The following is a 14,209-nucleotide window of genomic DNA, read 5'->3' on the forward strand; positions in this document are numbered from 1 at the left end:
GCGAAATCCTTATTTACCGAAGGTGACGTTGAGCCCGGCGAACAGTGTGAATTTCGGCACGCCAGCGCCCTTGTGCTCCACGGTCCACTGCGGTTCGATGAATGCGTTGAGAATATTGGTCCCGGATTTCCAGACCTTGCCGCCACCGAAACCGATGGGGATGTAATGGGTGTCATTCTTGAGGTCGAAGGTCCAAGTGCCTGTCGAGCGCAGGTACCAGCCTTTTTCCAGGTTATGAATGATGAAGGGTTGCATGGTCGCGGTTTCGACGTGGGCGCGGTCATGATCGCCGGCGAACGAACTCTGGTACTGCACCAGCGCACCCAGCAGGCCGCGAGGTGAAGAGTCGATGGCCACGGCGGCAAGCCCCGCCTGCCATTTGCCGGTACCGAGCTCGTCCTGATCGGCGGTGGGCGCGGTGATCTGCGGGCCGATGCCCAGCTGCACGCCGTCGGTCTTGAGCAGGAAGATATCGAACAGGTTCAGATCGCCTTCGCCGGTGCTGTAGCCGCCGCTGGGATCGGGGCGGGTGCTGATCGGCGCGGTGGCACGCAGCAATTGCGGTACACCAATGAACTCGCCGGGTGCAATCGGCAGCGTGCCGCGCACCAGCAGGTCGTTGGTATGGATATTGGAATCGTAGTACTTCGGGGTGTAGTAATCCTGCAGGTTCATCCCCGGGGCCAGGTTCAGCGGGTTGTTGCTTTTATTGGCGGTGTCGGCGTTATCCGCCTGAGCGCAAACGAAAGGCGCAAGCGAAGTCGCCAAGAGAAAGGCGTGCATCCCCATTTTTTTCGACATGATTCCCCGGTTCCTTGGTGGCTCATTGGACGACTCGGCACTTGGCGGCCGTTACTGCGTAATCTTTTTCCCATAAAGCCTGTAGGACGCGTCTGTTGAACTTAGCAGCTAACGTCGGGTTCGCCAGTCGAAAGGGGCGATTCTGTGATTTTGTGTATAGGTTTTCGTAAATTTTTATGAACTAAAAAGTTAATGCAGATCAGTGGGTTGCCCGCTATATCTACTATCCAGTCGAGGGAGGTGTTGCCGGACACACCGCATTCGCGAGCAAGCCCGCTCCCACATTTGATCGCTGTCGTACACAGATTCTGTGTTTGCTGAAGATCCATTGTGGGAGTGGGCTTGCTCGCGAAGAAAGATGACTCGGTAGTACTGGCTGACTACTCACCTAACATTACTGAAGCATTCAACGCTTCTTCATCTGCGCCCTCAGACGTTCTTCTTGCTCCTGCAATTTCGGTGTGAACTCGGCCCCAAGATCTTCGGCCTCGTACACCGGGCGGATCTCGATCTCGGCGTCGGTGCCTGGCATCGGGTTTGGGCAGCGCTTGACCCAGTCGATCGCTTCCTGCTTCGACTTCACCTGCCACAACCAGTAGCCGGCAATCAGCTCCTTGGTTTCGGCGAACGGACCGTCGATCACCGTGCGTTTCTCGCCCGAGAAACGCACGCGGGCACCTTTGCTGCTCGGTTGCAGGCCATCGCAGTCGAGGAGGATGCCGGCCTTGACCAGCTCTTCGTTGTAGTTTCCCATCGCGGTCATCAGTTCTTCGCTGGGCAGCACACCGGCCTCGGAATCCGGGCTGGCTTTTACAATGATCATGAATCGCATGGTGTTATCTCCACTGGATTTGAGTGATTCATTGCCTAGTCGAATGGCGGTGCCGTAAATCGACAACGACCGCTGGAGGAGTAGACGAACTCAATCCTGTGGGAGCGGGCTTGCTCGCGAAAAGGGCCTTGCATTCAACATCGATGTCGACTGACCGGTCAGAGCAAGCCCGATCCCACAGGGTTTTGCAGTGTTTCAAGTCGTTTGTATCCAGTTTTGGTGCAGGCTCATCACAATTTGTATCTGACCATAGGTCACCGGCCCATTTCGTGGTTAACTTCGGCCTCTTCAAATATTCTCCACAACAACGTCAGAAGGACTCCGTTCATGGCTCAAGTCACTCTTAAAGGCAACCCGGTTCAAGTCAACGGCCAACTGCCACAAGCCGGTTCCAAGGCGCCAGCCTTTTCCCTGGTTGCCGGCAATCTGTCCGACGTGACCCTGGCGAGCTTCGCCGGCAAGCGCAAAGTGCTGAACATCTTCCCAAGCGTCGACACCCCGACCTGCGCGACTTCGGTTCGTAAGTTCAACGCCCAGGCCAATGACGTCGCCAACACCGTCGTGCTGTGCATCTCCGCTGACCTGCCGTTCGCCCAAGCCCGTTTCTGCGGCGCCGAAGGTCTGGAAAACGTGCAGAACCTGTCGACCCTGCGCGGTGCCGAGTTCATCGAGAACTACGGCGTTGCCATTGCTGACGGCCCGCTCAAAGGCCTGACGGCCCGTGCCGTCGTGGTGCTGGACGAAAACGACAACGTGCTGCACAGCGAACTGGTTAGCGAAATCGGTCAAGAACCGAACTACGAAGCGGCCCTTGCCGTTCTGAAATAAGCGAACCATTACAATTGTTAACGGCCTAGGGGGCGTTCTCACTGAATTTCCCCGTCGCGTTGTCGCCTTAAAGCGGGCCAGGCAAGGCGCAGGCCGCTGGAAATGGTTGCTCCCTTTGCAAGGCCTGCAACGCAGGCTGGCCCGCTTTAAGGCACAACCCGAAGGGCCGGACCCGCTGTTGTGCAGGGCTGGGTTGCTCGAAGCTTATTTGGAATGACCAACCACGCTTCTCGCGCCTTGCCCTGCACAACAGCAGACCTGGCGCGGCGGGGAAATTCAGTGAGAACGCCCCCTCTGTCCAGGCCGTTTTCATTTGTGCTTCAGTGTCTTAGATAAATCTCCTGTTACGTAAGCCGAAGGTAAATTGCCGGTAAAGGCGCTTTGCTAAAACCCCTCCAGTGCTTATCGTTCAGCCTCCCGTAGAAGAAGCCCACGCGCCCAATGGTTGATCATTCAATGCAATCCTCCGCTTCCCGTAGTCCCCGTCGCTGGCTGTTTGGCCTGCTTGTCCTGTTGGTTATCGCAGGGCTGTGCTGGAAATTCTGGCCCGGCGGTGCTGCGCCACAAGAGGGTGCGGGGCAGAAAGCCACGGCCGGGCACACTGGCCGGTCAGGGGCGATGCGTCCCGGTTTCGGCGGCGCGACCGGCCCGGTGCCGGTGCGAGTGGCGTCGGCGGTCAAGGGCGATTTTCCGCTCTACTACAAGGCGTTGGGCACGGTGACGGCGCTGAACACCATTAATGTGCGCAGCCGTGTCGGTGGTGAGCTGATCAAGATTGCGTTTGAAGAAGGGCAGATGGTCAAGGCCGGCGATCTGCTGGCTGAAATCGACCCGCGTCCTTACCAGAACGCCTTGCTTCAGGCCGAAGGCACCTTGCTGCAGAATCAGGCGCAATTGAAAAACGCCCAGGTCGATGTCGAACGCTACCGCGGCCTCTATCGCGAAGACAGCATCGCCAAGCAGACCCTGGACACCGCCGAAGCGCTGGTCGGCCAATACCAGGGCACGGTCAAGACCAATCAGGCGGCGGTCAACGACGCCAAGCTCAATCTCGAATTCACCAAGATCCGCGCGCCGATCACCGGGCGTGTGGGCCTGCGTCAACTGGACGTCGGTAACCTCGTGGCGGCGAACGACACCACCGCGCTGGCGATCATTACCCAGACCCAACCGATCAGCGTGGCCTTCACCTTGCCGGAAAACAGCCTCGACATCGTGCTGGCCCGCTATCGCACCGGCGCCAAGCTGCCGGCAGAAGCCTGGGATCGTGGCGACACCAAGTTACAAGCCACGGGCGTCTTGCAGAGCCTGGATAACCAGATCGACGTCACCACCGGCACCTTGAAATTCAAGGCACGCTACGAGAACCGCGATCAAGCGCTGTTCCCCAACCAGTTCGTCAACGTCCACTTGTTGGCCGACACCCTCAAGGACGTCGTGCTTGCGCCCTCGGCAGCGATCCAGTTCGGCACCAACGGCACGTTCGTCTACGCCCTGGATGGCGACAAGAAAGTCACGATCCGTCAGTTGAAAGTCGGCGCCAGCGACGGTGACAACACCGTGATCACCGAAGGCCTGGTCGCGGGGGATCGCGTCGTCCTGGAAGGCACCGACCGCCTGAAGGAAGGCAGCGAAGTGGAAGTGGTCAATGACAGCAAAGACGTACCGACCACGCCGACCGAGCACTTGCAAGGCAAGTCGGCTGCCACCGCGCCTGACGCAACAGCCACTGACAAGGCGAAAAAGGGCGGCGCATGAACATCTCGCGGCTGTTCATCCTTCGCCCGGTAGCCACCACCCTGAGCATGCTGGCCATCATTCTGGCTGGCGTGATCGCCTATCGGCTGTTGCCGGTGTCAGCGTTGCCTCAGGTCGATTACCCGACCATTCGCGTCATGACGCTCTATCCCGGCGCCAGCCCGGATGTCATGACCAGCGCCGTGACCGCGCCCCTTGAGCGTCAATTCGGGCAAATGCCCGGCCTGACCCAAATGGCCTCGACCAGTTCCGGTGGCGCCTCGGTGCTGACCCTGCGATTCAGCCTCGACGTCAACATGGATGTCGCCGAGCAGCAGGTGCAGGCTGCGATCAACGCCGCGACCAATTTGCTGCCCAAGGACCTGCCGGCGCCGCCGGTGTACAACAAGGTCAACCCGGCGGACACCCCGGTGCTGACCCTGGCCATCACCTCCAAAACCATGTTGCTGCCCAAACTCAACGATCTGGTCGATACGCGCATGGCGCAGAAAATCGCCCAGATCAGCGGGGTCGGCATGGTCAGCATTGCCGGTGGCCAGCGTCAGGCGGTGCGGATCAAGGTCAATCCCGAGGCCTTGGCGGCCAACGGTCTGAACTTGTCGGACGTGCGCACCCTGATCGGTGCATCCAACGTCAACCAGCCCAAGGGCAACTTCGACGGCCCGACCCGGGTCTCGATGCTCGACGCCAACGACCAACTGACCTCGCCCAAGGACTACGCCAACCTGATCCTGGCCTACGCCAACGGCGCGCCGTTGCGGCTCAAGGATGTGGCAGAGATCGTCGACGGCGCCGAGAACGAGCGCCTGGCCGCGTGGGCCAATGAAAACCAGGCGGTGTTGCTGAATATCCAGCGCCAACCGGGTGCCAACGTGATTGAGGTGGTCGACCGGATCAAGGCTTTGCTGCCGAGCATCACCGACAACCTTCCGGCCGGCCTCGATGTCGTCGTGCTCACCGACCGCACCCAAACCATCCGCGCCTCCGTCACTGACGTGCAGCATGAACTGCTGATCGCCATCGCCCTGGTGGTCATGGTCACGTTCCTGTTCCTGCGCCGGGCCAGCGCCACCATCATTCCGTCCGTGGCCGTGCCGTTGTCGCTGATCGGCACCTTCGGCGTGATGTACCTCGCCGGCTTTTCGGTCAACAACCTGACCCTGATGGCCCTGACCATCGCCACCGGTTTCGTGGTGGACGATGCGATCGTCATGCTGGAGAACATTTCTCGCTATATCGAAGAGGGCGACAGCCCGCTGAATGCGGCGCTCAAGGGCGCCAAACAGATCGGCTTCACACTGATTTCCCTGACCCTGTCGCTGATTGCCGTATTGATTCCGCTGCTGTTCATGGCGGACGTGGTGGGGCGGTTGTTCCGAGAATTTGCCATCACCCTGGCAGTGGCGATCCTGATCTCCCTGGTGGTGTCCCTGACCCTGACGCCGATGATGTGCGCGCGGTTGCTCAAGCGTGAACCCAAGGAAGAAGAGCAGGGCCGTTTCTACCGGGCCAGTGGCGCTGCAATTGATTGGATGATCGCGGCTTACGGGCGAAAGTTAAAGTGGGTTCTCAAGCATCAACCGCTGACGCTGTTGGTGGCCGTCGGCACCTTGGCGCTCACCGTGTTCCTGTACATGGTGGTGCCCAAGGGCTTCTTTCCGGTGCAGGACACCGGGGTGATCCAGGGGATTTCCGAAGCGCCGCAGTCGATTTCCTTCGCCGCCATGAGCGAGCGACAGCAGGGGCTCGCCAAGGTGATCCTGGCTGACCCCGCGGTAGAGAGCCTGTCGTCCTACATCGGCGTGGACGGTGACAACTCGACGCTCAACAGCGGTCGTCTGCTGATCAACCTCAAATCCCACAGCAATCGCGACCTGAGCGCGACGGAAGTGATTGCCCGTCTGCAACCGGAGCTGGACAAGCTGATCGGCATCCGTCTGTTCATGCAGCCAGTGCAGGATTTGACCATCGAAGACCGGGTCAGCCGCACCCAGTACCAGTTCAGCATGTCGTCACCGGACTCGGAGTTGCTGAGCCTGTGGAGCGGGCGCCTGGTGGATGCCCTGGCGGATCGGCCAGAGCTGACCGACGTTGCCAGCGATTTGCAGGACAAGGGGTTGCAGGTCTATCTGGTGATCGACCGCGACGCGGCGTCACGGGTGGGTGTGTCGGTGTCGAACATTACCGATGCGCTGTACGACGCCTTCGGTCAGCGGCAGATTTCTACCATCTACACCCAGGCCAGCCAGTACCGCGTGGTGCTGCAATCGCAGTCCGGCGAGAAAATCGGCCCGGATGCGCTGAACCAGATTCACGTCAAGACCACCGATGGCGGTCAGGTTCGCTTGTCCAGCCTGGCCCACATAGAGGAACGTCAGGCGCAACTGGCGATCACCCACATTGGCCAGTTCCCGGCGGTAATGATGTCCTTCAACCTCGCGCCCGGCGTAGCGCTGGGGCATGCGGTGGAGATCATCGAGCAGGTGCAGAAGGATATCGGCATGCCGATTGGCGTGCAGACCCAGTTCCAGGGGGCGGCCGAGGCATTCCAGGCCTCGTTGTCGAGCACCTTGCTGCTGATTCTGGCGGCGGTGGTGACCATGTACATCGTGCTCGGCGTGCTTTACGAGAGCTACATCCATCCGATCACCATTCTCTCGACCTTGCCCTCGGCGGCGGTCGGGGCCTTGCTGGCGTTGCTGCTGAGTGGCAATGACCTGGGGATGATCGCGATCATCGGCATCATCCTGCTGATCGGTATCGTGAAAAAGAACGCGATCATGATGATCGACTTCGCTCTCGATGCTGAACGCAATCAGGGCATGGACCCGGAAACGGCGATCTATCAGGCGGCGCTGCTGCGCTTCCGGCCGATTCTGATGACCACCCTGGCAGCCCTGTTTGGTGCGGTGCCGTTGATGCTGGCCACCGGTTCGGGCGCTGAGTTGCGTCAGCCGCTGGGTCTGGTAATGGTCGGCGGCTTGTTGTTGAGCCAGGTGCTGACCTTGTTCACCACGCCGGTGATCTACTTGTACTTCGACCGTCTTGGCCGGCGCTGGGGGCGCAAGTCTGAATCCGTGGAAGCGGTAGAACAGCCATGAACCTCTCTGGACCGTTCATCAAACGTCCCGTGGCGACCATGTTGCTGAGCCTGGCGATCATGTTGCTGGGCGGTGTGAGCTTCGGCTTGTTGCCGGTGGCGCCGCTGCCGCAAATGGACTTCCCGGTGATCGTGGTTCAGGCCAGCCTGCCCGGTGCGAGCCCGGAAGTGATGGCATCGACCGTGGCCACGCCGCTGGAGCGTTCCTTCGGCGCCATCGCCGGGGTCAACACCATGAGCAGCCGCTCCAGCCAGGGCTCGACCCGGGTGATTCTGCAATTCGACCTGGACCGCGACATCAACGGCGCTGCGCGGGAAGTGCAAGCGGCGATCAACGCCTCGCGCAACCTGCTGCCCAGCGGGATGCGCAGCATGCCGACCTACAAGAAGGTCAACCCGTCCCAGGCACCGATCATGGTGCTGTCGTTGACCTCGGACGTGCTGGAAAAAGGCCAGCTCTACGATTTGGCCTCGACGATTTTGTCCCAGAGCCTGTCCCAGGTGCAGGGCGTCGGCGAAGTGCAGATCGGCGGCAGCTCCCTGCCGGCCGTGCGCATCGAACTCGAACCGCAGGCGCTCAACCAGTACGGCGTGGCCCTGGACGATGTGCGCAACACCATCGCCAATGCCAACGTGCGCCGGCCAAAAGGGTCGGTCGAAGACGGTCAGCGGTTGTGGCAGGTCCAGGCCAACGATCAACTGGAAAAAGCCAAGGATTACGAGTCGCTGATCATCCACTACGCGGACGGCGCGGCCCTGCGCCTCAAGGATGTGGCCAAGGTCAGCGACGGCGTCGAAGACCGCTACAACAGCGGTTTCTTCAACAATGACGCGGCGGTACTGCTGGTGATCAACCGTCAGGCGGGCGCCAACATCATCGAGACGGTCAACGCTATCAAGGCGCAGCTGCCGGCGTTGCAGGCCGTGCTGCCCGCCAGCGTCAAACTGAACCTGGCCATGGACCGTTCGCCGGTGATCAAGGCCACGCTGCACGAAGCGGAAATGACCCTGCTGATCGCCGTGGCGCTGGTGATTCTGGTGGTGTTCCTGTTTCTCGGAAACTTCCGCGCCTCATTGATTCCGACCCTCGCGGTACCGGTGTCCCTGGTGGGCACGTTCGCGGTGATGTACCTCTACGGGTTCTCCCTGAACAACCTGTCGCTGATGGCGCTGATCCTGGCTACCGGGCTGGTGGTGGACGATGCCATCGTGGTGCTGGAGAACATCTCCCGGCACATCGACGAAGGCGTGCCGCCGATGAAAGCGGCGTACCTTGGGGCTCAGGAAGTCGGTTTCACCTTGCTGTCGATGAACGTCTCGCTGGTGGCGGTATTCCTGTCGATCCTGTTCATGGGCGGGATCGTCGAAAGCCTGTTCCGCGAGTTTTCCATCACCCTGGCGGCATCCATCGTGGTCTCGCTGGTGGTCTCGCTGACGCTGACGCCGATGCTTTGTGCCCGTTGGCTCAAGCCCCATACACCGGGTCAGGAAAACCGTCTGCAACGCTGGAGCCAGAGCGCCAACGCGTGGATGGTCGGCAAATACGCCACCAGCCTCGACTGGGTATTGCGTCACCGTCGTCTGACGTTGTTCAGTCTGCTCGTGACAATTGGCGTGAACGTTGCTCTGTATGTTGTTGTTCCTAAGACTTTTATGCCTCAGCAAGACACGGGCCAGTTGATCGGTTTCGTGCGCGGCGACGACGGTCTGTCGTTCAGCGTGATGCAGCCGAAGATGGAAATCTTTCGTCGCGCCGTGCTCAAGGACGCAGCCGTGGAAAGCGTCGCCGGTTTCATTGGCGGCACCAATGGCACCAACAACGCCTTCATGCTGGTGCGCCTGAAGCCGATCAAGGAACGCAACCTGTCCGCGCAGAAAGTCATCGAACGCCTGCGCAAGGAAATGCCCAAGGTCGCCGGTGCACAGTTGATGCTGATGGCCGACCAGGACCTGCAATTCGGTGGCGGTCGGGAACAGAGCACATCGCAGTATTCCTACATCCTGCAAAGCGGTGACCTGGGAGCGTTGCGCGAGTGGTATCCGAAAGTCGTCACCGCCCTCAAGGCCTTGCCGGAGTTGACGGCGATTGACGCCCGCGAAGGTCGCGGCGCCCAGCAAGTGACGTTGATCGTGGACCGCGATCAGGCCAAACGCCTGGGAGTGGACATGGACATGGTCACCGCGGTGCTGAACAACGCCTACAGCCAGCGGCAGATTTCGACGATCTACGACAGCCTCAACCAATATCAGGTGGTGATGGAGGTCAACCCGAAATACGCCCAGGACCCGATCACCCTCAAGCAGGTTCAGGTGATCACCGCCGATGGCGCGCGGATTCCGCTGTCGACCATCGCCCATTACGAAAACAGCCTGGAAGACGATCGGGTCAGCCACGAAGGCCAGTTCGCTTCCGAAAGCATTGCCTTCGACATGGCCGACGGGGTGACGGTGGAGCAGGGTACGGCCGCCATCGAACGGGCGGTTGCCAAGGTCGGTCTGCCGGAAGACGTCATCGCGAAAATGGCCGGCACCGCCGACGCCTTCGCCGCGACCCAAAAGAGCCAGCCGTGGATGATTCTCGGCGCGCTGGTGGCGGTATATCTGGTGCTGGGCGTGCTGTATGAAAGCTACATCCATCCGCTGACGATTCTTTCGACGTTGCCGTCGGCCGGGGTCGGTGCGTTGCTGTCGATCTACGCGCTGGGGGGTGAATTCAGCCTGATCTCGTTGCTCGGGCTGTTCCTGCTGATTGGCGTGGTGAAGAAAAACGCCATTCTGATGATCGACCTGGCGTTGCAGCTCGAACGCCATCAGGGCATGGAGCCGCTGGAGTCGATACGCAGCGCTTGCCTGCAACGTCTGCGGCCGATTCTGATGACCACCCTGGCGGCGATCCTCGGCGCCTTGCCGTTGCTGCTGAGCCGCGCCGAAGGGGCGGAAATGCGTCAGCCCCTGGGCTTGACCATCATCGGCGGGCTGATCTTCAGTCAGGTGCTGACCCTCTACACCACCCCGGTGGTTTACCTCTATCTCGACAAACTGCGCCATCGCTTCAACCACTGGCGTGGGGTGCGTACCGATGCTGCTCTGGAAACTCCGCTATGACTGACCGTTCGCTTTTCAACCTGGCTGCACCCCTGGTTACGGCCCGAGGCTCGCGTTTGCTCGGCCTGTCGCTGTGCGTCGCGATGCTCAGCGCCTGCGCCATCGGCCCGGATTACCAGCGCCCGCAAACCGCCGCGCCGGTGCAGTACAAGGAAGCGGCGGGCTGGCGTCAGGCCAATCCGAGCGATTCCCTGGCCCGCGGCGCGTGGTGGGAGCTGTATGGCGACCAGCAGCTCAACGGCCTGATCGACAAGCTCAACAGTGCCAACCAGACGGTTGCCCAGTCCGAAGCCCAGTACCGTCAGGCTCAGGCCTTGGTGCGCAGTGCCCGTGGCGCGTTTTTCCCGACCGTGGATTTGACCGTCGGGAAAAACCGTTCGAGCCAGGGCACCGGCAGCAGCAGCTCAAGTTTGACCAGTTCTTCCAGCGGTATTCGCGACACTTACACCGCTCAGGCCGGGGTCAGTTGGGAAGCCGATATCTGGGGCAAGTTGCGTCGCGGGCTGCAAGCCGACGAAGCCAACGCCGAGGCGAGCTTTGCCGATCTGGCGGCGATGCGCCTGAGCCAGCAATCGGAACTGGTGCAGAACTACCTGCAACTGCGGGTGATCGATGAGCAGAAACGCCTGCTGGAAGCGACGGTCGAGGCCTATCAGCGCTCGCTGACAATGACCGAAAACCAATACCGCGCGGGTGTTTCCGGCAAGGACGCAGTGGCCCAGGCGCGGACTCAGCTCAAGAGCACCGAAGCTGATCTGGTCGATTTGATCTGGCAGCGTGCCCAGTTCGAGAACGCCATTGCAGTGCTGATCGGGTTGCCGCCGGCCGAGTTCAAACTGGCTGAAACCAAGGACATCCCGGTTTTGCCCGAGGTGCCGTTGAATCTGCCTTCGCAGTTGCTGGAACGCCGCCCGGACATTGCCGCCGCCGAGCGTTCTGTAATGGCCGCCAACGCCAACATCGGCGTGGCCAAGGCTGCCTACTACCCGGACCTGACGTTGAGCCTGAACGGTGGCTATAGCAGCAGCACCTACGCCAACTGGATCAGCCTGCCGAACCGCTTCTGGTCGGTCGGGCCGCAACTGGCGATGACCTTGTTCGACGGCGGCCAGCGCTCGGCGGAAGTCGATCGCAGCGAAGCAGCCTATGACGAGACGGTGGCCAACTACCGCCAGACCGTGCTCGACGGTTTCCGTGAAGTGGAAAATTATCTGGTCCAGCTCAAGGTCCTGGAAAACGAAGCGGGCGTACGTCAGGAAGCACTCGATGCTGCGCGCGAATCCCTGCGCCTGACCCAGAACCAGTACAAGGCCGGCTTGATTGCCTATCTCGACGTGGTGGTGGTCCAGGCCACGGCACTGAGCAATGAGCGCAGCGTGCTCAGCCTGATGCAAAGCCGGTTGATCGCCAGCGTGCAGCTGATTGCGGCACTGGGGGGCGGTTGGGATGGGGCGTTGCAGGTGAGCGAAAAGCAATAGCGATCCCGCGGGCGGACTGGCTCTCGACAGGTCAAACAAGCGTTTCATCGGCTTGATGGCCCTTTGCTTATTTTGTCAGTGCGTTCTTTTGTGCAATCAGTACAATCGCCCGATTTGCCCCTCCGAGAACGGAAGCAATACGAAGGGGCGGTTGCGAGAAGCCCCATGCTCATCGGTAGCTATTCACCCACGCTGGTTATCATTTCGCTCTGCGTAGCGATACTCGCCTCTTACACCGCGCTCGACCTGACTGAACGCATTGCCACCGCCAAGGGCCGGGCCGTGCATCTGTGGACGGCGGGCGGTGCCTTTGCCATGGGCGTGGGTGTCTGGTCGATGCATTTTATCGGCATGCTCGCGTTCAAGTTGCCCATCGATCTCGGTTACGACATGGGCATCACGTTGCTGTCGCTGCTGATCGGGATTCTGTCCTGTGGTTTTGCCCTGTGGCTGGTCAGCCAGCCACGATTGCCGGCCTGGCAACTGGCATTCGGTGCGCTGGTCATGGGCGCCGGGATCAGCGCCATGCACTACACCGGCATGGCCGCCATGCGCATGCAGCCGGGCATCGATTACGATCCGACGCTGTTCGGCGCGTCGCTGTTCATCGCCGTCGGCGCGTCGGGCGCGGCGCTATGGATCGCTTTTCGTCTGCGCCAACACACCCCGTACGTGGGGCTGATCCGTGGTGGTGCCGCGGTGATAATGGGGTTCGCCATTGTCGGCATGCATTACACCGGCATGGCCGCGGCGCGTTTCCCGGATGGCAGTTTCTGTGGCGCGGCGGCCAGCGGTTTGAGCGGAAACGGCCTGGATAACCTGGTGTTGATCACCACCCTGGCGGTGTTGAGCATTGCCTTGCTGACGTCGATTCTCGATGCGCGCCTGGAGGCCCGCACCGCCAGCCTTGCGCACTCGCTGACCGAGGCCAACCGTGAACTGACCCAACTGGCCCTGCACGATACCCTGACTGGCCTGCCGAATCGGGTGCTGCTGGCAGACCGCATCGATCAGGCGATGTCGAAAGTGCAGGAGCAGGGCGGGTGTTTTGCGTTGATGTTCATCGATCTGGACGGCTTCAAACCGGTCAATGATGCCTTCGGCCACCACATGGGCGACTTGTTGTTGCGTGAAGTCGGCCTGCGACTGCGCGAGGATCTGCGTAGCCAGGACACCTTGGCGCGAATCGGCGGCGATGAGTTTGTGTTGCTGGTGCAACTCGGCGAGGAGAATGACGCATTGAGCCTGGCGGCCCGTCAGGTCGGGTTGATCGCACGCTCGTTCCGCGTTGCCGAACATGTTTTGCAGATTTCCGCCAGTGTGGGCATCGCGGTGTATCCGGGTAACGGCAGCACGGCGGAAGAGTTGCTGATGAACGCCGACGCGGCGATGTATCACGCCAAGGGGGCCGGGAAAAACGGCTACAGCTTCTTCGACGCCTCGATGAACAGCAACGCGCGCAAACAGCTGCAACTGCTGCAAGACCTGCGCAACGCACTGGACCAGCAACAGTTCAGCCTCTATTACCAACCCAAGTTCGACGCCAGCAATGGCCGGCCGGTTGGCGCCGAGGCGTTGCTGCGCTGGGAGCATCCGACCCAGGGCATGCTGTTGCCGGACAAGTTCATCGATCTGGCGGAGAAGACCGGGTTGATCATTCCGATCGGCGACTGGGTGCTCAATGAAGCCTGCCGCCAGATGCGCGAGTGGTACGTGCTCGGTTACACCGACTGGCGCATCGCGGTGAACCTCTCGGCCTTGCAGTTCTGCCACGTCGGCCTGGTCCAAAGCGTCGCCAAAGCCTTGGCCACGCACCACTTGCCGGCCAACAGCCTGACCCTGGAAATCACTGAAACCACCGCCATGAGCGATGCCGATGCAAGCATGACCGTACTGCGGGAACTGTCGGCAATGGGTGTCGACCTGTCCATCGATGACTTCGGCACCGGCTATTCGAGCTTGATGTACCTCAAGCGCCTGCCGGCCAACGAACTGAAGATCGATCGGGGTTTCGTCCGCGATCTGGAACACGACAGCGATGATGCCGCCATCGTTTCGGCCATCGTCGCCCTCGGCCAGGCGCTGGGCCTGCGCATCGTTGCCGAAGGGGTGGAAACCGGGGTGCAGCAGGACTTCCTGACGAAGCTGGGTTGCGACTCGTTGCAAGGGTATCTGCTCGGCCATCCGCTGCCGGCGGAGCGCTTCATGGTGGATATTCTCCGCGGGGAGCAATTGGCGGTGGGCTGACGCACCGCGTTATCGTTCATCGCGGGTAAGACACGCTCCCACAGGTTTTGCATGACTTGT

General features: G+C 60.8%; 8 protein-coding genes. 6 read left to right on the top strand and 2 right to left on the bottom strand.

What is annotated here, in order from left to right; all coding sequences use genetic code 11:
- Nucleotides 1-9: 9 nt before the first annotated feature.
- Both ACA055_RS13845 and ACA055_RS13850 read right to left on the bottom strand, forming a co-directional pair.
- Complete coding sequence (locus ACA055_RS13845) at nt 10-801, bottom strand: hypothetical protein (protein WP_497684148.1); 792 nt, start codon at nt 799-801, stop codon at nt 10-12.
- Between the two features lie 406 nt (nt 802-1,207).
- Complete coding sequence (locus tag ACA055_RS13850; protein WP_497684149.1) at nt 1,208-1,633, bottom strand: YciI family protein; 426 nt, start codon at nt 1,631-1,633, stop codon at nt 1,208-1,210.
- A gap of 327 nt (nt 1,634-1,960) precedes the next feature.
- Between ACA055_RS13850 and tpx the strand changes: the two genes are divergently transcribed.
- From tpx to ACA055_RS13880, 6 genes are all read left to right on the top strand, one after another.
- Entirely contained in the window at nt 1,961-2,461 is a 501-nt protein-coding gene (gene tpx / locus ACA055_RS13855; protein WP_497684150.1) for a thiol peroxidase, read from the top strand.
- 441 nt (nt 2,462-2,902) lie between these two features.
- Nucleotides 2,903-4,219: an MdtA/MuxA family multidrug efflux RND transporter periplasmic adaptor subunit gene (locus ACA055_RS13860; protein ID WP_497684151.1), complete on the top strand. Its 1,317-nt coding sequence runs from the start codon at nt 2,903-2,905 to the stop codon at nt 4,217-4,219.
- On the top strand, nt 4,216-7,320 hold the full coding sequence (locus ACA055_RS13865; RefSeq protein ID WP_497684152.1) for an MdtB/MuxB family multidrug efflux RND transporter permease subunit: 3,105 nt from the start codon (nt 4,216-4,218) through the stop codon (nt 7,318-7,320). The genes ACA055_RS13860 and ACA055_RS13865 overlap by 4 nt, the downstream gene beginning before the upstream one ends.
- Nucleotides 7,317-10,424: an efflux RND transporter permease subunit gene (locus ACA055_RS13870; protein WP_497684153.1), complete on the top strand. Its 3,108-nt coding sequence runs from the start codon at nt 7,317-7,319 to the stop codon at nt 10,422-10,424. Before ACA055_RS13865 ends, ACA055_RS13870 begins: the two co-directional genes overlap by 4 nt.
- A complete protein-coding gene (locus ACA055_RS13875) occupies nt 10,421-11,902 on the top strand; it encodes an efflux transporter outer membrane subunit (protein WP_497684154.1) in 1,482 nt (493 codons plus the stop codon). The genes ACA055_RS13870 and ACA055_RS13875 overlap by 4 nt, the downstream gene beginning before the upstream one ends.
- Nucleotides 11,903-12,067: 165 nt before the next feature.
- The gene (locus tag ACA055_RS13880) at nt 12,068-14,149 is read left to right on the top strand and encodes a putative bifunctional diguanylate cyclase/phosphodiesterase (RefSeq protein WP_497684155.1); all 2,082 of its coding nucleotides are present in this window, start codon (nt 12,068-12,070) and stop codon (nt 14,147-14,149) included.
- The last annotated feature ends 60 nt before the right edge of the window (nt 14,150-14,209 follow it).

This window comes from Pseudomonas sp. LBUM1657 (assembly GCF_059716075.1).